The organism is Bifidobacterium sp. H6bp9, from assembly GCF_032193695.1.
Lineage (GTDB): Bacteria > Actinomycetota > Actinomycetes > Actinomycetales > Bifidobacteriaceae > Bombiscardovia > Bombiscardovia kimbladii.
Window position 1 is genome coordinate 439,101 of record NZ_JASTZY010000001.1, and the last position, 21,129, is coordinate 460,229.

The 21,129-nt window shown below is 62.4% G+C and carries 18 protein-coding genes and 1 pseudogene; 4 read left to right on the forward strand and 15 right to left on the reverse strand.

The annotated features are described in order from the left end of the window. Window positions 1-7: 7 nt before the first annotated feature. The 3 genes from groES to QRX40_RS01925 form a co-directional block, all read right to left on the reverse strand. The gene (groES, locus tag QRX40_RS01915) at window positions 8-301 is read right to left on the reverse strand and encodes a co-chaperone GroES (protein WP_015022393.1); all 294 of its coding nucleotides are present in this window, start codon (window positions 299-301) and stop codon (window positions 8-10) included. Between the two features lie 178 nt (window positions 302-479). After that, window positions 480-1,898: a hypothetical protein gene (locus tag QRX40_RS01920; RefSeq protein WP_313835901.1), complete on the reverse strand. Its 1,419-nt coding sequence runs from the start codon at window positions 1,896-1,898 to the stop codon at window positions 480-482. Window positions 1,899-2,001: 103 nt separating this feature from the next. Next, complete coding sequence (locus QRX40_RS01925) at window positions 2,002-2,655, reverse strand: GNAT family protein (RefSeq protein ID WP_313835902.1); 654 nt, start codon at window positions 2,653-2,655, stop codon at window positions 2,002-2,004. Window positions 2,656-2,734: 79 nt separating this feature from the next. On the opposite strand from QRX40_RS01925, the gene QRX40_RS01930 reads away from it, so the two are divergent. From QRX40_RS01930 to mscL, 4 genes and pseudogenes are all read left to right on the forward strand, one after another. Next, the gene (locus QRX40_RS01930; protein WP_313835903.1) at window positions 2,735-3,412 is read left to right on the forward strand and encodes a 5-formyltetrahydrofolate cyclo-ligase; all 678 of its coding nucleotides are present in this window, start codon (window positions 2,735-2,737) and stop codon (window positions 3,410-3,412) included. Between the two features lie 101 nt (window positions 3,413-3,513). Next, the gene (locus QRX40_RS01935) at window positions 3,514-3,726 is read left to right on the forward strand and encodes an FmdB family zinc ribbon protein (protein WP_045924833.1); all 213 of its coding nucleotides are present in this window, start codon (window positions 3,514-3,516) and stop codon (window positions 3,724-3,726) included. Window positions 3,727-3,798: 72 nt separating this feature from the next. Further along, window positions 3,799-4,137: pseudogene (locus tag QRX40_RS08730) on the forward strand (SAF domain-containing protein); the annotation flags it as partial. Window positions 4,138-4,738: 601 nt separating this feature from the next. Next, window positions 4,739-5,266, forward strand: a complete 528-nt coding sequence (mscL, locus tag QRX40_RS01940) for a large conductance mechanosensitive channel protein MscL (RefSeq protein ID WP_313835905.1) — start codon at window positions 4,739-4,741, stop codon at window positions 5,264-5,266. Window positions 5,267-5,275: 9 nt separating this feature from the next. Here mscL and QRX40_RS01945 read toward each other — a convergent pair whose 3' ends face one another. From QRX40_RS01945 to QRX40_RS02000, 12 genes are all read right to left on the reverse strand, one after another. Continuing rightward, a complete protein-coding gene (locus tag QRX40_RS01945) occupies window positions 5,276-5,509 on the reverse strand; it encodes a hypothetical protein (RefSeq protein WP_306221311.1) in 234 nt (77 codons plus the stop codon). Then, a complete protein-coding gene (locus tag QRX40_RS01950; protein WP_313835906.1) occupies window positions 5,509-9,219 on the reverse strand; it encodes a helicase in 3,711 nt (1,236 codons plus the stop codon). Before QRX40_RS01950 ends, QRX40_RS01945 begins: the two co-directional genes overlap by 1 nt. An 8-nt stretch (window positions 9,220-9,227) precedes the next feature. Then, window positions 9,228-10,802 (reverse strand): FHA domain-containing protein, encoded by a 1,575-nt coding sequence (locus QRX40_RS01955; protein WP_313835908.1) that lies wholly within the window; start codon window positions 10,800-10,802, stop codon window positions 9,228-9,230. A gap of 367 nt (window positions 10,803-11,169) precedes the next feature. Further along, window positions 11,170-11,550, reverse strand: coding sequence for a 50S ribosomal protein L7/L12 (rplL, locus tag QRX40_RS01960; RefSeq protein WP_045924837.1), 381 nt, complete (start codon window positions 11,548-11,550; stop codon window positions 11,170-11,172). 103 nt (window positions 11,551-11,653) lie between these two features. After that, complete coding sequence (gene rplJ, locus QRX40_RS01965) at window positions 11,654-12,175, reverse strand: 50S ribosomal protein L10 (protein ID WP_045924838.1); 522 nt, start codon at window positions 12,173-12,175, stop codon at window positions 11,654-11,656. Window positions 12,176-12,551: 376 nt separating this feature from the next. Then, window positions 12,552-13,286, reverse strand: coding sequence for a 5'-methylthioadenosine/S-adenosylhomocysteine nucleosidase (gene mtnN / locus QRX40_RS01970; RefSeq protein ID WP_313835912.1), 735 nt, complete (start codon window positions 13,284-13,286; stop codon window positions 12,552-12,554). Between the two features lie 64 nt (window positions 13,287-13,350). Beyond that, window positions 13,351-14,571 (reverse strand): 3-deoxy-7-phosphoheptulonate synthase, encoded by a 1,221-nt coding sequence (locus QRX40_RS01975; RefSeq protein ID WP_313835914.1) that lies wholly within the window; start codon window positions 14,569-14,571, stop codon window positions 13,351-13,353. After that, window positions 14,552-15,712 (reverse strand): 3-deoxy-7-phosphoheptulonate synthase, encoded by a 1,161-nt coding sequence (locus QRX40_RS01980; protein WP_313835916.1) that lies wholly within the window; start codon window positions 15,710-15,712, stop codon window positions 14,552-14,554. Before QRX40_RS01980 ends, QRX40_RS01975 begins: the two co-directional genes overlap by 20 nt. Before the next feature lie 145 nt (window positions 15,713-15,857). Further along, on the reverse strand, window positions 15,858-17,222 hold the full coding sequence (locus QRX40_RS01985) for a C1 family peptidase (RefSeq protein ID WP_313835917.1): 1,365 nt from the start codon (window positions 17,220-17,222) through the stop codon (window positions 15,858-15,860). Between the two features lie 114 nt (window positions 17,223-17,336). Then, window positions 17,337-18,317 carry a type II CAAX endopeptidase family protein gene (locus QRX40_RS01990; RefSeq protein ID WP_313835919.1) on the reverse strand — a complete coding sequence of 327 codons (981 nt, stop codon included), beginning with the start codon at window positions 18,315-18,317 and terminating at the stop codon, window positions 17,337-17,339. Window positions 18,318-18,513: 196 nt separating this feature from the next. Further along, window positions 18,514-20,250 carry a cell division protein gene (locus tag QRX40_RS01995; RefSeq protein WP_313835921.1) on the reverse strand — a complete coding sequence of 579 codons (1,737 nt, stop codon included), beginning with the start codon at window positions 20,248-20,250 and terminating at the stop codon, window positions 18,514-18,516. 144 nt (window positions 20,251-20,394) lie between these two features. Then, a complete protein-coding gene (locus QRX40_RS02000; RefSeq protein ID WP_306221321.1) occupies window positions 20,395-21,114 on the reverse strand; it encodes a pyroglutamyl-peptidase I in 720 nt (239 codons plus the stop codon). Window positions 21,115-21,129: the final 15 nt, after the last annotated feature.

Here is a 21,129-nt window from a genome sequence, read left to right on the forward strand (position 1 = left end):
CGCCTCTTTACTTGAGGATGGCCAGAACGTCGCGCGCGGACACGATCAGATAGTCCTCGCCGCCGTAGTTGACCTCGGTGCCGCCATACTTGGAGTACAGAACCTTGTCGCCAACCTTGACATCCATGGGGATGCGCTCGCCCTTGTCGTCACGACGGCCGGGGCCTGCCGCCAGCACCTCGCCCTGCTGGGGCTTCTCCTTGGCGGTATCGGGAATGACCAGCCCGGAAGCGGTCTTGGTCTCCGCCTCAGCCTGCTTGATGACGATCTTGTCTTCCAACGGTGTGAGTGAAATCGACACTGTGGACCTCCTACATCTTGTGAGAACAGCCAATGAACCCACGCCGGAACGTCGATGAGAGGCTGACGAACACTCACCACGCATTCCTTTGCGCTACAAGCCATAGTAGCGCGAAATTAGCACTCTGCCAACTTGAGTGCTAACGCTGGTGGTGAAAGACCAATCGTCGATTGATCCCTCAGGACTTGGCTGCCGGACGACGCCGGGCCAATATGGCCTCCACGCCGATGGACAGGGAGTCCTCGCTGCGGTCGGGCACCTCGACCTGGGCCTGCATCTCCTGCTTGTGAAAGTCGTCGGGCCGCTTGTCGGCTTTCTTCTGATCCGCTTGTTTCTTTTCGGGGGGACGGGCCACGGAGACCTGCCGGGTGGACTTGATCTCCAGGCTGTGAGGACCCTCGTCCTCGCTATTCCTGCCGTCCCCGTCTGTTCCCTCGTCGTGGGCTGATCCCAGGGAGAAGGAGATCAGATCCTGGCCTGCTGCCATGCCGAAGGCATCCAAGGCCGGAGAGGGATTGATGCGCTTGAGCTCATTGGTGGCGTCGTCCTGGGCCTTTGCCGAGGACGACGATACCCCAGATGCGGAGGACTGAGCCGACGAAGCTGGGTGCTCGTTGCCAGCAGATGCAGAGACCGATCCCGACTTGCCTGACTGGGCAGCGGCGGATTGCACGGATGCCGACTGCGGAGATGCAGCGGACTTGTCCACTGACGACTTGGGCGCTGCGGGCTTGGATGCAGCCTTTTGGGCCGTTGAAGATTTGGTGGTTGCCGGTTTGGAAGCCTTCGGTCGAGAAGCCGCTTGTTTGGCTGGGGTCCGATCAGAGGCCTTCTTGGCAGCGTATGGCCTGCTCGTCGCATGCCCGGTCTGCGCAGCGGCCTTCTCGGTCGACTTGACGGACCCAGCCGAACCTTGAGTCTTGCTGCTGCCGACTGTCGGATTTGCGGGCTTGGCGGAATTGTGCTGCCTGGCCTTGAGAGCTGCCTGCTGATCAGCCCTGGCCTGGGCCAGCGTTCGACGGATCTCGCCCTGGTCCAGCACATCCGTGGCAGTTTCCGTGCGGCCCTCACTCTTGGCCTGACCGGGTTTGCCGGAGGTCTTGCTCTTAGTCAGACTGGCTGCCTGCTGACGACGCTGCCGGGCACGCCGCTGGGCTAAATTGCGCTCCCAAGCCCGGGCCTGGGCCGAGGCATGCGCGCCGGCGGCCAACACCACTACCACCAGCGCCAGAGGAACCAGCGTAAACCATGGGCTGTAGTCCACAAGGAAGGAGCAGCCGGCCACCAGCAGGGTGATGACCAAGAGGGCAAGAACCAGGATGCGACGACGACGTATGGCCGCGCGGCGCAACTGTCTGATCTGCTTGATGCGCTGGGCTTGACTGCGCCGGTTGCCATCCTGCTGCCCTTGCTGCATGACCAACCCTTTCACCGTCCTCGACTGCCTGTCGCAGAACCTCATGCCGTCTTCCCGACCCACCATGTGCAGGGAGGTGGAAAGCCTGTCCTGGCGATGCTCCGAGGCCCGCTTCATGCCCTTGACGGTGCGAAACGGCAGCCAACCCAGCACCAGAATCACCGCAATCACCAAAACCACGATGCTGCTGAGTGATTCATAAACCATAGGTACTACGTTAGTTGACGGTATGCCCCAAGCGGCAAGTCAAACCCAGCGTGTCGACCATGTCAGTCCCAGGAGCTCATAGACGAGCCAGCAAATCCGGATCGAATTGGTCACTGATCCAGGCAAAGGTCAGGTGGTCCCGCCACTGTCCGTTGACGTACATATAGCTGCGGCGCAGCCCCTCCGGCTCCATGCCCAGCTTCCGGACTACGCGCAGGGACCGTTCGTTTTCTGGCAGAATCGCCACCTCAAGCCGGTGCAGATGGGGTCCGTTCCTGTCCCTGAAGGCCCAGTCAGCCAGCATGGCCAGAGCCAGGGGCGCGAACCCGTGACCAATCCAATCCTGGTCCACCCAGTAGCCCGCTGTCGCTGCACGCATGGACCCGTAGCGGATGGCACCCAAGGAAATCTGCCCCACGATGCTCTGATGAAACTCCATCAGGAAGACCGCTGAAGAGCCCTCCTGCCGGGCACGTGCCAGCTCCTGCATCCACTGGGCATAGGTCATGCCAGGCCCGTGGCGGGGATCCCCCGACTCCCATGGGGCCAGCCAATCGCGATTCCTCCATCGGACCGCGTTCCAGGCTGCTTGGTCGCCCTCGCGGATGGGCCTCAGCAGGAAGTCCCCATGGCCCGGGGGCGGAGTCAGACGATCAGGCAGATCCAGGGCATGTTCCGAACGGGCTCGGGAACCCTGCCAGACCTGGCGGAAGGTATGCAGAACCGACATGGCTCCATGTTCTCACCGAACGGCTGCTAAGGCAGGCATGCGTCCACCAGGGAGAGCCCCTGCTGGTAGAACTGGGGACATGAACGAGCAGGAACGCATCGATACGGACAAGCAGGATCGACGCGGCCGGTTGCTTGAAGCCCGACGGCGTATCGACCCGGCCCGATGCCTGGACGCAGGCCGCAAGCTTGCCGATCTGCTGGCAGGCCAGGTGCTTGCCAGGATCGAACGCTCCCCAGGCGGCCAAAGCCTGACCGTGGCTGCTTTCGCCTCCATTCGTGGGGAGATAGCCATGGACCCCAGCCTGGATCTCCTACTGGGCCGTGGCGACCAGGTGCTCATCCCCATGCTGGGCACAGGCACCGAAGTAGGTTGGGGCCGACTGCAATCACGGCAGGATCTGGATGACATGAAGCGGATTCCAGGTTGGCGGCCTGACGAACCCGATATGCCTGCCCTGCCGGCGCAGGCCTTAGGTAAGGCCGATCTGATTCTGGTGCCAGCGCTGGCCATCGACCATGCCGGCATTCGCCTGGGCCGGGGCGGCGGCTGGTATGACCGTGCCCTGGTCCTGCGTGCAGACCGGACCCCGGTAGTGGGCATCTGCTGGCCCGGCGAATTCGTGGAAGCCCCTCTGCCCCATCTGGACCATGATCTCCCTGTGGATGCAGTCCTGACGCCTGAAGGTTTCACGCCCACAGCCGCAGGTCTGTCACGAAGGCCCGGCACAGACCATAATGGTGATGAACAAGGCTGACGAGAGGCCCGGTGCCGATTCTTCTGGTCGAAGCCACCACTAGGATATTGGGTGTTGAACCAATCGTCGAGCGAACCGACCATCAGCGGAGGGAAAGAACGGTGCCCACCTATCATTATCGCTGCAAGAACTGCGGATACGACTTCACCAAGGAGCAGTCCTTCAACGACGAACCCATCACCATCTGCCCCAAGTGCGGGCAACAGCAGGTCCGCAAGATCTTCTCCGCAGTGCCCATCGAGTTCAAGGGCCATGGCTTCTACCGGACCGACGGAGCCTCATCCTCCTCCTCGGGCTCCACAAGCAGCAAGTAGACCGAGAAGCACATTCGACCACATCGACCATGCAGACCCATACGCCGGCCAAGATCCTGGCAGGCTGGGGGCATGGCCGATTTTTCCATCTTCAGCAATAGGGATAAGCCTTCATCGGCAGCCGGATCCCTGACCCGCCGACGGCGGCTTTTTCGGTTGCGGCGTGTAGGGGCCGCCCTGGCATTAGGGCTTGCGGTCTTCTGCACCCTGCAGATCCTGCTTCAGGCTCAGGGCCGCCTATCTGTACTGGTCGCTGCGCGGCCCATTGCACGCGGATCAGCCATCGAGCCCGCCATGGTTGAAACGCGAATCCTGCATGGCAGGGAAGGTCTGCCCGGCCTGATCCCCTCATTTGCGCAAGTACGTGGGCAGCGGCTGATGATCAGCGTCCACACAGGGCAACCGCTGACCACGGCCATGATCAGCAGCAGACCGGCACAGCCACCTGGAACCACCCCGGTGACTGTTCGCCTTGCCGACGACCCGGGAAACCTGCAGGCTGGCGACCAGGCGAGTTTGCTGGCCTCGGGGAACTGCCCAGCCGCCGCCAGCACGCATCCCGCCCAACCCAGTTCTCTGCCACCATCCTCCACACAAGACCGACCAGGTTCTGATAGGGCGCCAGGGCTTCCCCATAGCCAGCAAGTCAACGACATGCAGACGCCGACTCCCGGGCAGACCTCAGGCGGCGGACACTGCATGATAGCCGAGCAGGCACTGGCGCTGCAACCGGCGCAGACCATCGCCAAAGATCGATCCGACCCGGAAGAGCGGGAGGGCAACCAAGTCCGGCAAGCGTCCCAGGCCGTCTTCGCCCTGAATGCCAGTCAGGCTCTGCTCTTGCTATCGCTGGATCCATCCACACCCGTCATCGCCATCCGTCCCGACGGCACTTCTGCACCGACACCCTCTGATCATGTCGGAAAACCGAAACCATCCAGGGCCCGCGATAATGGAGGAAGAAGCAGGCATGGGTGCTCCATGCCTCACATCGGCTACGGAAGGATGCAGGATGGCCTCGATCAATCAGGTGGCGGCCAAGGATACCACCGAAGCAGTCCACAAGATCTCGCAGATCAGCAACAAGGGGGTGTTGGGCGAGTTCAAGCAGTTCATCTCACGTGGATCCATGGTGGATATGGCCGTGGGCGTGGTCATGGGTTCTGCGGTGACCAGCGTGGTCAATGCCATCGTCAACAATCTGATCAGCCCACTGATCGCCATGATCTTCGGCAAACCGGATCTGTCGGGACTCCTGACCATCAGCTACCGGAACGCCACCATCTCCTTTGGCGCCATTCTGACGGCCCTGCTCAACTTCCTCTTGATCGCCATCGCCGTCTACTTCTGCATCATCATGCCCATCAACAAACTGCGGCAGTTGAGCCGGGCAGCCTCGGGCATCAAGGACCAGCCCAACGCACCCAGCCCTCAGGACCAGACCCTTCAGCTGCTGCGCCAGATCGCCGAAGACATCCACCAGTCAACAGGTTCAGACAGTCAACAGGCCGGAACCGGACTGCCCAAAGGCCAGGACTAGGACCGGCAGTCAGTCGCCGCGCTCATTGGGGAAGAGTCCCCAGTGGGGCGGCAGCTCGCCCAGGATCCGCCGGTCATCCCCGTCAAGACGATCCTGCGCACAGATCCTGTCCTGGGGATCCTCCTCGATGCCGTCGACATCGAACCGTTCCCTGCCTGGGCGCACCACGCGGCGATGCCGACGCGGGCGTGAAGCCGCAGGCTCACCGGCCTGATCGCCGTGGTCCAGCTGATCATCCGCCATCAACGCGCCTGCTGATAGATATCGGCAAGACGGGCGACGATCCTGTCGGCTTCCTTGTCGGGGTTGACGAAGGCCGAAACGCTCCAAACGGTCATGACCGACCAGCCAAGATACTGCAGGTCCTCGGTGGTGAACCGGTGGCGTTCCCGTGTGGACTGGGTATGCATGAACTCGGCGTCATCGGTTAGCACGGCCAAAGCAAAGGGCTTGTTCTTGAGCCCGACCACCAGCGGAATCCGGGGCGCCTGGTCGTACCCGTAATCCAAGGCCACGTCCAGCCCCCGGGTCCGCAGCCGCTGGGCCAGATCCCGGAAGAGCACATTAGTGGACTGCTCGGCCTGCTCGGGCCGGGCCGGTTCCGCGTCGGGATGCTCAACCCAGGTCAACAGCTCCTTGAGCAGACGCGGTCCAGGCTGGTGAAGACGGTCGTCCTCCAGATCATCGGCAGAGAACGCCGCGACGATATCCAGATTCCGATCCGGCAGGACCAGGGCATCCAGCAGCATGCCCTTGCCCCCTTCGCCCTCCAGATCGCCGAACTGCTGCAGGAGACGGCCGTGGGTGGTCTTGGCAAAGCCCAGAGTGAGGATCACGTCCGTGGCACGGGCGCCGCAGACCTCGTCAATGCCGACGATGCGTACATGCCGCAGGAACTTGGCGAAGACCCTGTCCTTGGCTGCCGCCGACTTGAGTTCGGCGCCCAGCCTTGAGCGGTGGGTAGCCGACAGGGTGACCACAGTCAGCAGATAACTGTTCGGCACCAGGGAGAAGGATCCGGCCCTGCGCTTGAGCATGTCGACAACGGCAGCGACCTCCTGTTGGCTGGACTCGACCAGACCGGTGGCCATGACCGGGACGCCAGCGCCCTCCACCCTGGTCAGGGTCACCCTGCCAGGTTCCCGACAATCGGGGACAGGTGCCGACAGATCCCCATAACCGTGATCCTTCAGGAAGGCGTCCAACCGAATCGAACGGCGCGAGGGTCGGGCTTTGACAGTGACCGGGACCAGATGGTCGACCAGTTGCAAAAGGCCATCCGAAGTGATGGTGGGCCGGTGGGCGATGACCGCCACCTGCCGGGCCCGAGCCAACACAGTCAGCACCTGGATGGAAGGCATATGGGCCCCGGCATCGATGATGACCGTATCGGCCAGCTGTGTCGGATTGGTCCTGGTTGCCAGCGTGGCCGGAGTCGCGATGATGATGGGCTTGGCCGCCGACAGGATGCCGGGGTGGGCCTGTTGGAAGACCGCAAGGGAGGCACCGGGGTTGCCGGCCAGCATGGTGTGCAGCTGATTGGCCTCCTGGGTGCGCGAGAAAAGCAGCTCGGACAGACGCTTTTCGCTCTCCTGGGCAACCATGGGCCCTACGCTGGCCACATGCTGGGCATCCACCTGACTGAAGCGGTCGGCTGCGTTGGACAGGGCGGAGCCATCCTGGTTGGAGATGATCTGCGAGGAGCGCATGATGTCGTCGAAGACCGTGGTCCACCAGGCCAGTTGCAGCTCGGCCCTTACCGCCTTGCCTTCAACCTGGCGGTTGCGCAGATCCTGGACCAGCTCCTCCAGCCCTGCCTTGCTGAATTCACCCTCCAAAGCGCAGCGCTCAGGCAAGGTGTCCAAGGCTGTATGGTCGTCAAAGAGCGCCTTGAGTCGCTCCTCCACCTTGTTGAAGTCCATGGTCTCCAGATCGCCGCCAGCCGGAGTCGAGTCCAGGACGGTGTCCAGAGCTGTCATGTCGCGGATCAGGGATTCCTGCGTGTCGATGATGACGTCCAGTTTGGGCGGCAGGACCGGCCAGCCGCCGTGGGGGACGAAGGTCCGCCACTGCTCGGCCTGCTTGGAGACCACCACCAGCGACTCATGCAGATCCTCGACCTGGGCGCCGGGCCTGAGCAGGCTCTTGGCCTCCTTGACCAGACGCCGACGCTCCCAGAATCCCAGATTGGTGCCATTGGCCTTGCGATCGGCCTTGGACTTGGTGGCCTCGATCATGGCGGGAATATCGCGCTCGAAGATGGAAGGCTGGAATACATCCAGGACCCGGCGCAGGTTCTTGAGGACCACCACCTGCCGTCCCCAATCCTTGACGGTGGCGGGCACGGGGAATCCGCAGGTCTCTACAGTGGACTTGACCTGCTCACGGGTGTCCGGCAGAAGCCGTTGCAGAAGACGAACCACACGGGAGTAGGCGTCCACAGCCTCGTTCTCGTTGACCAGGGTGGCACCGAACCAGGGAGTGTCCTGGGGGCCGATGACGAATTCGCCCAACTCGGCAGCCCTCTCCAGCTTGTCCGCCCACGCATCCAAATCGGGCTGCAGATCGTGGGCGGTGGCCGCGCCCAGACGGACACGGGTGGCGGGGTGCGTAGGCATATTGGCAATGTTGGCCAGATTCTGAATGGTTTGGTAGGCCGAAACCCCCCAGTTGGAATCCACCCCATGCAGATCGCCCAGGTAGCGGGTCAGTCGGGAGCGGACACCCACAAGCTCGTCAGCCACCTGATCAAAATGCTCGCTGGCCTTGCCGGGTTTGAACCCCACTGCATCGATCAGCCGTTGGTCCAGGACCCTGCCCAGCTGGTCATCGGTCAGATCAAGGGCCATGTCAGCCATCCCGGCAGCATCCAAACGATGCTGGAAACGCCGCTTCTCCTCCACCACGCAGGGCACATAGAGCACGGTCCTGCCGGCGGTGACGCAGCGCGAGGCGATGGCCAGGGCATCGTCGGCGCTGTGGAGGCCGGTCTGCTCATCCACAAGCACGCTGTGCCCGGTCGCCACCAGCTGGGCGGCATAACGGACCCGGTTGTCCACATCTCCAGCCTCAAACTCGCTGTGAGGGTCAGCATCGAAGGGGCTGTAGTCGGGCACTGGTCCGCCCTTGAGCCGCTCGGAGGCTGCCTGGTCGCCAGCCAAGGCATCCAGCAGATCGTTGCCTGTGGATCCAGCGGTCATCCGATCCAGAATCCGAAGGCTTTCGCCCAGCAGCTGGGCCGATGGCTCGATAAAGCACCCCAGAACGATTTTCCGCTCAATGGTGAAGTCGCTGATATGCGGCGTGATCAGGGCCGTCATGTCCTTGAAAAGCGATGAGGTTTCAGGGGTGCCGCCCTGATAGTGGGAGGCGGAAAACAGACGCTCCGGATCCAGGGTGATGCCCCGCTCGCGCATGGCCGAGATCAAGGCAGGATTGAGATCCACCTTGCCTGTGAATCTGATGGAAGCCCTGGAGGCCCCCTGTGCGCTCTCATCGATGCGCACGGGATAGAGCAGTACGGGCATGTCGCGCCCCTGCCAGGCAGCCACCCCTACCACCATGGAGAGCTGGGCGAAACCGCTGGCGCGCTCCTTGGCGGCCTGATCGTCCAGGACCCGCTCCATGCGACGGTGGGCCGCGCGCAGCATGCCGCGGTCCCGGAAAAGCGCATCCAGATGAACCTGGCCGCTGGCGAAGAGCTGGGCAATGCCTGAAGGATGCGCGTGCGTGAGGTCCATCTGCGCCGCCAGTTGCGACACATTCTCCAGTGGGGTCAGTCCCACCTGGTTCTGGTAGCCCTGGCGCCATCCCCGGATTCGCTCCAGTGGAGTCAACGGGGCCTTGACCTCTTCTGCCGTACGGTCGGAGGAGGACCCGGCCGTTGATGCCTGTGCATCTTCGGCCCGTTTGTCTTCTTCCGATCCCCCGGTGCTCATTACCGTCTCGCTCATCCGTCCACTCACTTCCGCACGGCGTTCAGATATTCGTGATACCCGTCATTGTTGCGCAGGGCCGCGTCGATGTCCTGGTCGCCCTGAGCCTCCAACCAGGCGTACAGATCATCATAGAGGGCCGGATTCATCGCCAGAAAGGGCAGCAGCTGGCGATGCTTGGCCATGGCGAACTGCAGGGCAAAGTCACCAGTACGCTTGGCATCATCGGAGCTCATTCCGTCCACCACGATGGCCTCCTGGCCACGGTCATAGTCACCCTTGGAGACCCGCTCGAAGACCGAGCCGGGCTCAAAGGCCGGCTGATACTGCTGGTCATCATCCGGCTGATCCGCTGGCTGAGGACGTCGGGCCTGATCCGATTCCTTCTTGGAAAGGCGGGCCAGCTCTACGGCTCCCAGCGGGGTGAATCCCTGGGCGGTGTCCGCTTGCCTCCCCCGGCCTTGTCGTGATTGACCATCTGCATAGCCCCTGCGGCCAGAAGCTGCACGATCATCGTGATGCCGACGATCATCACGGGCATCGCGAGCATCCTGGTCGTAGCGATCCTGATCAGGGGCGGATTCAGCGGAACGGGAACGACGAGCATCAGCGAAAAGATCGCGGTCGACCGGCTGGCTGTCCTCCTGCCGAGTGCCGACCAGCGGCAGACTCTGCTCGGATTCGTGCTCCTGCCATGGCAGAGGCTGGCGGGCTTCGCCACCACGCCGGTCACCTTCGCGGTCTTCGTATGCTCTATCATCCGGCTGGTCGGCATAGGCCCTGCGAGGGTATGATCCCTGACCATCAGCCGAGCCGACATCGGCCGGTCTCCTGCCGGTCTGGCCATGCTCGGCTGAATCAGCATTGTCAGAATACCGAACCTGCGGGCCTCGGGAATCTGCTGGCTCCGGTCTTCCTGAGAAAGGCGACGACGGATTGCCCTCCGAACCGCGAGCGGCTGGGGCAGCTCCAGGACGATCTGGTGAAGCACCGCCGGCCTCTTGGGAAGAATCGGCCGTCTTGGCAGCGCCCAGGGCCATATCGTGAAGGGCAGTGACCCGGTTGCGAACCCCGTCGGCCTTGAAGATGCCAGTGGGCTCGCCGGCGCGCATGTCCAGAATGTCGTCGACGGACATTTCTGCCGCATCAGGCTCCACCATGCCCCGGGGCTGTGTGGAGTATGAGAAGAGGTCGGGCACCCGGGGCGAGGGATCGGTCTTATCCTCTTCGGGATTGTTGATGCGCACGAAGTCGACAGGGACATCACCGAACTGAAAGCGAGCCGAGCTGCTGGACAGGGGGAAGGCGGCGTCCACGGGCAGCCTGACCAGCGATCCGTCGGACTGGATCAGATAGGAGCCGTTGGTGGAACCCATGTCGCGCAGGGTGGCCAGACCGTCCTGGTCGACGGCGAAAATGGCATGCCGCTTGGACATGGATTTAGTCTGATCGGGCACCTCCAGACGACGCCGACCGTCATCGGCCAGCGGACGCAGAGGCTTGCGGCCGATCTCGACGGTCTCGCCAGGCTTGAGCCGGGTCTCTTCCGCCCCATTGAACTTGACTATCCACACCTGCCCCGGTCGCCGATCGTCACTCACGTTTTCGACCTCCCAAATCTGCAGCCGCCTTCACTCGGTACTATCGCCTATTCTGTCATGAAACCCAGAGATAGGATTGATTGCGTGCCGAATTACCTGATAAAGGACACATGATCGGTTCGCAGGCATAGAGCAGCGCTTGGAGCCGTCCGGATCGGGAGCATCTGCAGTCCTGATTGCGAAAACGGCACGTGGTTCATTGCCTGCCATGAATCAATTCAGACACTTTGGTCCACCCTCGCACAGATAGTCTCCGAACAAATAGGCACACCCATCCCCCATGGCATGGCCGGATATGGGAAAGCCCCGGGCCGTCGGTGACGGCACAGGGCTTTCCAGCATGCAAGGGCTCAGAAAGAGCCGATGACTACTTGAGCTCGACGGTGGCGCCGGCCTCTTCCAGCTGAGCCTTGGCCTTGTCGGCGTCCTCCTTCTTGGCACCTTCCAGGACGGCCTTGGGGGCACCGTCAACCAGAGCCTTGGCGTCGGCCAGGCCCAGGTTGGTGATGGCCTTGACGGCCTTGATGACCTGGATCTTCTTGTCGCCGATGGCGGAGAGGACGACGTCGAACTCGGTCTTCTCCTCCTCAGCCGGAGCAGCAGCACCGGGGGCGGCAGCGGCCACGGCCACGGGGGCGGAGGCCTCGACGTCGAACTCGTCCTCGAACTTCTTGACGAAGTCGGACAGCTCGACCAGAGTCATTTCCTTGAACGCGTCGATGAGCTCGTCAGCGGAGAGCTTGGCCATAATGGCTTCCTTTCATTTGTGGCGACCGGCATTGACTGGTAGGCCGATCACCGAACATCTTTTTTTGTGTTTGCCGTATGAATCCGGGCCAGTGGCCGTGGACTCAGGCGGCCTTTTCCTGCTTCTCGCGCAGGGCGTCGAACGTGCGCACGGCCTTGGTAGGCACAGCGACGAACAGGTTGGCGGCCTTGGACATGGTGCCCTTGAGCGCGCCGGCCATCCGGGAGAGCAGAACATCGCGGGATTCCAGATCCGCGATCTTCTTCATGGCATCCGCGTCAACAACAGCTCCATCAATGAAGCCGCCCTTGACGATCAGTGCCTGGTTGTCCTTGGCGAAATCACGCAGCGCCTTGGCGGCATTGACGTAATCACCCTTGACGAAGGTGATGGCGCAGGGGCCGGCAAGCATCTCATCGAGACCCTCGATTCCAGCCTCTTTGGCCGCAATCCGGGCTAGCGTGTTCTTCGCCACGTTGTAGGAAGTATCGCGGCCTAGCTTGTTCCGCAGATCGGCGACCTGCGGAACACTGAGCCCGCGGTACTCGGTGAGGATGATGGCGTCGGCGTCACGGAACTTGTCCGTCAGCCTGGCGACAGCCTCTTCCTTTTCGGGCCTTTTCATGGCGTTCCTTCCTAGACAGACCTCTGGAGGGAGCCGGACGACCGAGCATGGCAGGCAAAAAGAAAGCCCTGCCGACAGGCAGAGCAAAAACAGGTCGCAAGGACCGATTTGAAACTCAACCTGTGCTGGCTCGATCAACCGAACTTAGGAGACCCAAGGGTCCCGACCAACGGTCTTTGGTATGCAAGGGGCAATACTACACAGGTCGGGTGCAGCCGTCAAGTTCACAGGCACGGCAAGTTCGAAGCCAGCCAGCTTCGGGGACTGCAGAACTGCAGCAGATTCACGGCATCTAGGCCCTGACGGGCGCAACCCGTCAGATCGCAGGCCCATAGGCGCCAAGCTGCACGGCTGAGGGCTCCTTGCTGACCTGCGCTCAGAGCTCGCGCACGATGCCCAGCACCAGCCTGGCGGCCGTGTCTGCATATTCGGAGATGTCGAACTCCCGGAAGACCTCGTAGTCGGTGTCGGCGTTGTCGCTCAGAGCGCGGATGACCAGGGCTGGCACCTTGTTGCGGGCCGCCACATGGCAGACAGCCGCTCCCTCCATCTCGACCGCGTCGGCCCCGGTCTGCTCCTTGACTTCGGCGATCTTCTCCGGGCTGTCCACGAAGTAGTCACCTGTTGCAATGGTGCCGACGATGTGCTTGATCCCCATGGAGTCCAGAGTCCGGCTTGCCAGATCCAGCAGGCGAGGGTCCGAGTGGAACTCCTCGGTGCCGGGCGCCGACTGGGCCACCAATCGCATGTCGGTATCCAGATAACGCAGGGTGCCGCCAAGAACCACGTCGTTGATGTGCAGATCCTTGTTCAGGTTGCCCGCAATGCCGGAGAAGATAACGGCCCTGGGGTGGAAGGCATCGATCAAATACTGTGTGGTGGCGGCGATGTTGACAGTACCCATGCCACCCACGGTGGCAGCCAGACGAACCGGGCCGTGCGCCCCATTCAGGGCGCCGCATATGACCTTCAGGCCAGCTTCACCGGCCCGGGGATCCTGATCCGCCTGCTGCAGACCTCGGCCGATCAGGGCCACCTCCTCATCCATGGCCCCGATGACGGCAACCGGCCGCCGATCCTCACCCTTCGGGGAAGCATCCGCTTCGCTCATACCTGACTCCTTATCCAAGATTCCACCTGCAACTGCAGCCCGACCAGACTACTGCAGGCGCAAGTCAACGAGTTGCGCTTCGACGACGATCCACTGCTCCTGCCAGCTCCTCCAGCAGGTCCTGGGTATCAGGCCAGGAGATGCAACGGTCGGTGATCGAACACCCGTAGACCAGCTGATCCAATGGGGCCGGCTTCTGATTGCCTCCACGTATGAAACTCTCCATCATCAGGCCAGTGACGCCTTCCTCACCGTCGCCTATCCGCTGGGCCAGCTCATGGACAACCTGGATCTGGCGCCGCTCGTCCTTGCCGGAATTGCCATGGGAAGCATCGATGAGCAGTCCGTGGGCAGCCGCGCTGTCCTTAGGCATGCGCTGGCGCAGCACGGCAAGGGCTGCCCGCACCGAATCCTGATCATAGTTGGGGCCGGACTTGGAGCCGCGAAGAACCAGATGGCAGTCGGGGTTGCCCATGGTCGCCACAGCCGCAGCCTGACCCTCATGGTCTATTCCGAAGAAGGTATGGCGCTGAGAGGCTGCATAGCAGGAATCAATGGACACATCCACGCTGCCATCCGTGGCGTTCTTGAAGCCGATGGGCATGGACATGCCGCTGGCCAGCTGCCGATGGACCTGGCTCTCCGTGTTCCGGGCACCAATGGCCCCCCAACTGACCGCGTCAGAAATGTACTGGGGCGATGTAGGCTCAAGAAATTCCGTGGCCGCCGGAAGCCCGGTCTCCAGCACACCCAGCAAAATGCGCCGTGCCAGGACCAGGCCCTTCTGGATGTTGTAGCTGCCATCCAGGTCGGGGTCGTTGATCAGGCCCTTCCAACCGACCGTGGTCCGAGGCTTCTCGAAGTAGACCCGCATGACGATCAGCAGCCGATCCTTCAACCGCTCATTGACAGCCGACAGACGACGGGCATAGTCCAGCGCAGCATCGGGGTCGTGGATGGAGCATGGACCCACAATGACCAGCAGCCGGTCGTCCCGCCCATGCAGGCAGTCCACGATTTCCTGCCGGGAGCGGATGACCAGATCCTTGGCCGACCCGTCCAAGGGATATCGAGTCAGCATCTGCGCGGGCGAAGGCAGGCGGTCAAGCTCAAAGACCCTCCTGTTGACGATCCGGCCTATGCCTACCTCGTCCTCCCACCTGGGCACGTTCCCGGTCTGCAAGGGGTTGACGCCTGCCGCCAGCGCCTTGTGCACCAGTTCAACCTCGTAGGCCTTGCTGGGTCGGGGCAGAGGCTCCTGTGGCTCATCCTTCATCCGGCTCATGCCTTCTCCTTTCCCGACGAGCCTGCACGGCATCGGCCAGGATCTGCAGCAGTTCCTCGGTCCTGTCCCAGGAAATGCAGGCGTCAGTGACGGACCGGCCGAAGACCAGGTGATCCAGCGGGGCCGGAGCCTGGTGACCGCCCTCAAGGAAGCTCTCCATCATGATGCCTGACAGGCCCTGCTCACCCTTGGCGATACGTTCTGCCAGCTCTTCGACCACCTGGGCCTCACGCACTGGATCCTTGCCACAGTTGCCATGGGCTGCGTCGACGATCAGCCCCCGGCAGGCACCAGGGCCCAGCGGGGCCTGATGCATGGCCTCCAGGGCGGACCGGACGGACTCCGAATCGTAGTTGGGGCCATGACTGGAACCGCGCAGAATCAAGTGACAATCTGGATTGCCCCTGGTCTCGGCAGCGATGACATGGCCGTCCAGGTTGATGGACAGGAAGTGATGCTCGGATGCTGCGGCCAGGCAGGAATCAACCGCTGCCTTTACGCTGCCCTCGGTCGAATTCTTGAAACCCATGGGCATGGACATGCCGCTGGCCAGTTCCCTGTGGACCTGGCTCTCCGTGTTCCGAGCCCCGATGGCCCCCCAGCTGACCGCGTCGGAGAGATACTGCGGGGTGATGGGATCCAACCATTCCGTGGCCGCCGGAATCCCTTGTCCCAGAACCTGCCAGAGCACCTGACGGGCCAGGCGAATCCCCTTGCGAATGTTGAATGTTCCATCCAGATCGGGGTCGTTGATCAGCCCCTTCCAGCCCACTGTGGTCCGGGGTTTCTCAAAGTAGACCCGCATGACGATCAGCAGCCGATCCTTCAACCGCTCATTGACGGCCGACAGACGACGGGCGTACTCCAGAGCAGCCTCCGGGTCGTGGACTGAGCAGGGGCCGGTGATGACCAGCAGCCGATCGTCCCGGCCATGCAGAACATCCCGAATGGCCTGACGGGAGTCCCGCACCAACCCCATACGCTCCGGATCCAGGGGTCGCGAGCGCAAAAAGACCCTGGGGGCCGGGATGGGATCCAGCTGACGAATGTTGACGTCCACTGTTTCGGGAAAGACGGCCGTATCGGCAAAATACTGCCGTTCCTCTTCCGGGATGATATCCGGTTCCTTGACGAATGCCACGGTCGCTCTCCTCTCTGTCGTACTTCGACGATCTTGCCCGAATTCCTTATGACCATCCGCGTCCGGGCCAATGCGGACGGTCCGTTCCCGCGATCCATGCAGACCACGGGAACGAACAGCTGAATGGATAAATTGGTGACGTTGCTCAGGCCAGGGCGCCCATGGGATCCCAGGCGGGCAGCATGATGGCCTCTTGGTCAAAGGCCCGGCGATACTCCTCGGACAGCATGGACTTGGGCACGGCCACCTCATAGACATACTGGCTGAACCAGTCGTCGCTCATGGTGAAGTAACCCTTGTTGGCGATGTCCCCGCCCCAGGAGTTCTCCACCCGCCAGCGGTTGGTGGTCCGGCCGTCATCGGCCACATCCACACCCACGAATGCCATGGCGTGGTTCTGGGCCGAGTCGCCGAAGCGCACCCGCTGCTCCTTGTCCATGTCGAAATCCACACCGTAGACCCGGCCGTACTCGAACAGGTCAGTAGCCCACTGACCGGCCTTGCGGTCCATCATGGGGTGGCAGTCGGCGCCGAACCAGACCGGCAGGCCCTGCTCGCTCATCAGACGACGGGCGCAGTCCTTCATGACCTCCACCGGAACGTTCAGATACTCGGTGGGATCGCCGCCAGCCACGTTGCCCAGATGCTCGATGCCGATCTTGCGGCCCTTGGGGTGCTCGGGACGCGGATCGTCGACCAGACAGACATAGTCTTCAAGTCCGGCATTCACGTAGCGCTTCCAGAACTCCTGCGGGGTGATCCGCCCATCCCTGTGGAAGACGCCGTCCTTGTCGGTCCACTCCCAGTCGAAGCTGGTGGGCGGGGTGCCCAGATGAATGGTCAGGATACGGTGACCGGCCTCCAGGGTCTGATCGATGATCCCGTCGATCCCGTCCGGGTTGGCCACCATGTGAGCCGTAGCCTGATGAAGCAGGCGACGGAGCTGGTCGTTCATCTGGCTGGTGTTCTGGGAGGAAGCGGTCTCGGGATAGAACTGCTTGGGCACTGCACCGTACTTCTTATAGATGTTCATGGCCATGATCCACTGGCCGCCATCGCCCATGACATCGCCCATCAGGAAGCGCATGAGCTGGGAGTCGACGGGCTCGCCGGCCCGCACCAGAGCCGCCACGTCGCGCAGGAAGTAGTTGACGCGCTCAAGCTTGTCATAGTACATGGCGTAGTTCTGGGACAGCTCGAAGTCGCCCATAGGGTTGGCAGTGCTTTTACCATCGATGTTCAGAGCCTTGCGGGCCACAAATCGGGCTACATTCAGCGAGCTGAAAAGCCAGCAACGTCCGGAATGCGCCTGCGAGGTGACCGTGCCATTATCGATGCTGACCGAAAATCGGTGCTGGAGCAGGCGGGAGCGGTTATAGTTGTGGGCCACTTCGTCAATGCCTACCTGAGTGACGGCGTTCATGGCGACGTGGTTGGCCTCGCGCTCATCAAAGGCGGTGCGCAGGCCCTCCAGACGGGTCTGATCCAGTGGTGTCAGTACTGATGTCATACGGTCTATCCTTGTTTCCTTTCATACGGATGTATCTGCATCCCTGCATCCAGCATAGCGGGAATCGGTCCTCAAAGGTTCGCCTGGCGGAGGATGTGGACAACTGTACCTTTGTCAAGCCAGGGAGAAGCGCTGGGCCGCATTGACCACGGCCAGGGCCACCAGGACCGCCAGACCAAGAGAGACCCAGCCCTTATAGGTTCCGGGGCGTGAGCGATTGGCGCGCAGGCGGTCTGCCAACTGTCCACGAATCAGCCAGAGGACGACCAGTCCCCCGATCAGGCCCAGCAGGGTCATGCCCTGGTTGATCATCGAGCCGGTGCGGGCCGGCACTGTCTGGGTCAGCCACATCATGGCGTCAGCCAGGACCAGGTTGTTGAAAATGTGCAGGGCCATGGACCAGAGGATGGAGTATTCCATGGCGATGACACCCAGAACCAGGCCCAGCAGGAAGGTGAACAGACTCTGAGTGATGTCTCCGTGCAGGCAGGCGAAGATAAGGGAGGAGGTGACGATGGCGAAGGTCCGTCCGTAGGGCTTCAGTCGGCCCATGACCACGCCGCGCAGCAGGAACTCTTCGACGACAGGGACCAGGATAGCCGTGTCCAGGGGTGACAGGAACCCGTGCTGGCCTGCCGCGATCTGGGAGGTGGTGGAGTGGTAGACCAGCCCAAGGGCCTGGGATCCCTGGTTGACCACCCAAGTGAAGCCGGTCTCGATGCTGCTGGCCAGCATGATCAGCAGGATGGCTCCGATCAGCACGGCTGGGCCAGGATTGGTCTGAGCCTTGTACTGCACAGGGTTGGAGCCACGCCCGAGCAAATCCTGGCTGCGGGTGCCGAAAAGAAAGACCAGCATGACCAGATCGCCCAGCAGATCGCCCAGCCCCGGCTGACGGGCAATGCCCAGGGCCGCGGCCACCGAGGGCAGATTCAAAACCCCCGCGATCAGGTTGGCCACCACCAGGTACACCAGGGCATAGAGGGATTGCAGGTCCACCCCACGGCGCACCTGGGCACTCCATGGGCGCGAAACAGCCGACCCGGATGACCCCGTGGCAGACATCTGTGATGATGCGTGCTGTGATTGCTGCATGACGCTCTCCCAACCCTACGACCCTTGGCCTGCACCTCTTCACCATCGACTCTAGGCCTCAGCAGGGGTTCGGCCCGAGATTGAGCCACGCCGGTTTCGGCACGCAGCCAACCAACTTCCAGGCAAGGCAGAAAGACAGGGCCGGATCGCAGACCATGCCTGCGATCCGGCCCCAACGGACAATGTCCTTTGCTGATCAGTCCTGATCGGTGGGGGTAGCGTCGTCGTTGATGGGCGGAATAACCGTGGTTTCCTGATCGGTGACTGCCTTCTCCACCTGTCCGTCCTCACTCTGGGCCGGCGCGTCATCGGCCTGGACGGGTTCATCGGGAAGGGCGCTCGGCGCTGGTGAGGGCAGGACCTGGGTGGGCATATTGGCTGAGGGCCTGACAGTCGCAGCCTCAGCCGCGCTGGCATCATCCCCGGAATTACTGTCGGAATCAGTTGCCGCACCATCGGCTGACTGGCTGACTGGGACCGGATCGACTGATGTCTGAGGGGCTTCTGCCTGGGTGTCGGCAAGGGGCTGGTCGACGGCCTGATCCTCGTCTTCAGCCTTCGAGGATGCCGCCGAAGCCGATGAAGCAGGGGCCGGCAGCGGATCCGCGGCAGGCACAGCATTGACCACGGGCACGCTGGGCGCCTGCCCCTCGTCCTGGTCATTGACCACAGCCTCATCGTGGAAGCCGTCGAAGTTGCCGAAGGACTTGGAGAAGATGTTCCGCAGCTCGTCGACCCGAGCAGTAATGGTGGCCTCCCGGTGCTGCAGCTTGGTGATGTGGTCCTTGAGCCCGTCAAGCTCGGCCTGGGCGGCCTTGCGATGGGCGTCGACTTCGGCCTGGGCGCGCTGCTTGGCCTCATCCAGCAGCTGGTTGGCCTTGCGCTCGGACTCCTCCCGCTTGAAGGAGGCGAACGAATCGGCATCCTTGCGGGTGGCCTTGGCCTGTTCAATCAGCTCCTGGGTCTCCTTCTCGGTCTTTACCCGCCGATCCTCCAGGCTCTTGAGCAGCTCGCCCACCTTCTTGGTGGCATCCTCCTGCTGGGCGGCGATGTCGGAGCGGACCTGCTCGGCCTCGGCGTTGACCTTGGCCATGGTCTCGGCGCTGGTGACCTTGGACTCATCCACGATCTGCTGGGCCTCGGACTTGGCTTTGTCGGTGATCTCCGAAGCCTGCCTACGGGCGTCATTCAGGCTCTTGGAGACCTGCTCGCGCACGTCGGCCAGTTTCTTGTTGGCCTCGGCCAGGGCCTTCTGGATCTGATCGTTGGCCTCTTTCTTGAGCTTGGCGATCTCCTCGTCGCTCTTGCGCCGCTTGTCGGCAATCTCCTTGGCGGCCTTGGCCTTCTGTTCGGACAGCTCCTTGTCCTGGGTGGCCTTGCTGGTGGCCAGCCGCTTCTCATGCTCCTCGCGGGAGTTCTGCAGCTCCAGATCCAGAGCCTGACGACGTTCGGCCACCACCTTATCGGCAGCCGACTTGCTCTGTTCGCTCTGCTGCTTGGCGGTGGTGGTGACTGTCCTGGCTTCGTCGTTGGCGGCCTCAACGATGGACTTGGCCTTGGCGTTGGCCTCGTCCACAATGTGCTTGGCTTCAAGCTGAGCCTCGTTGACCAGGGTCGTCGCCTTCTCCTGGGCGGAGGTCTTGGTGGATGCCGCATCCTGCTTGGCGCGGTTGAGCAGCTCGGTGCTGGTCTGCTCGGCCGAGGCCAGCAGTTGCTGGGCGTTGGCTCCAAGTGAAGCAAAGGAGTTGCGCGGCTGTTCGGCCTTGCGGGACTTGACCTCCTGGAGTTCCGCCTCCAGCTTCAGAATGCGATCGTCATCGGCCTTGATCTGCTGACGCAACCGGGCCAGATTGCTCCGCGAGGCCGCCAAGGCCTGGTCGACCCGCTCCTTGTCATAGCCTCGCAGGACAACGGGAAACTGATCTTCGGCCATGGAAACACTCCTCTTCGCCACCAGGACATGCCGGCCCGTGACAGAAATGTCTTCGGTCCGGTGGATTTACCTCGACTCTACCCCATGACCGGCCTAAAGTCGCCGTCTGACCTGCCGCCGACACATTGGCCTTACATACGGGTCTCAGGCAATGAGAATGGGACTGGAGGAGGGCCTGCGATAGTAGCGAATGGTCTCATTGACCACCTCGCGCACAGCCTGTATCTGCTGATCCAGGGGCAGGCCGCACTCCTGACCGCCGCTTTCGTTGACCAGGGGAAGGCTGACGAACCCGGCCAGGACATCCTTGTGTCCTGCAGCCCATGCCAGCAGGTTGTAGAAGAGCGCGTTGCAGACATAGGTGCCCGCGTCTGAGCTCAGTGTGGCAGGAATGCCGCAGGTGCCGAAGTCGTGCAGGATGGCCCTCAGCGGCAGTCGGGTCCAGTAGGCGGCCGGGCCCTGGGGGTCGATGGGCTGGCGGCTGGCACGAGGGACGGTATCTCGAGACTCCTGCTCCCCCAGGTTTTCACGATCGTCAGCGTCGTCCTCCTTGAGGTTGACGGCGCAGCGCTCCATGGCGATGCCGCGAGCCCGACGCTTGAGCCCTGTGGCGATGATGATATCAGGGCGCACGCGCTCTATGGCCTCATGCAGGATGGGCCAGGCCTTGGCGAAGCTGACAGGCATGGTAACGGAGGAAATAGCCAGGTCCACGCCCTCCAAGGGATCCTCCTCGGTGGGGCCGACTGGCCGCATGCCTTCCATGCCATGCTCGGCCAAAGCCTGTGAGACCTGATAGGAGGGGTTGACATCAACACCCTCGTAATGATCGTATCCGGCGACGATGACCTTGATCTGCTCCATGTGCCCCATGGTACA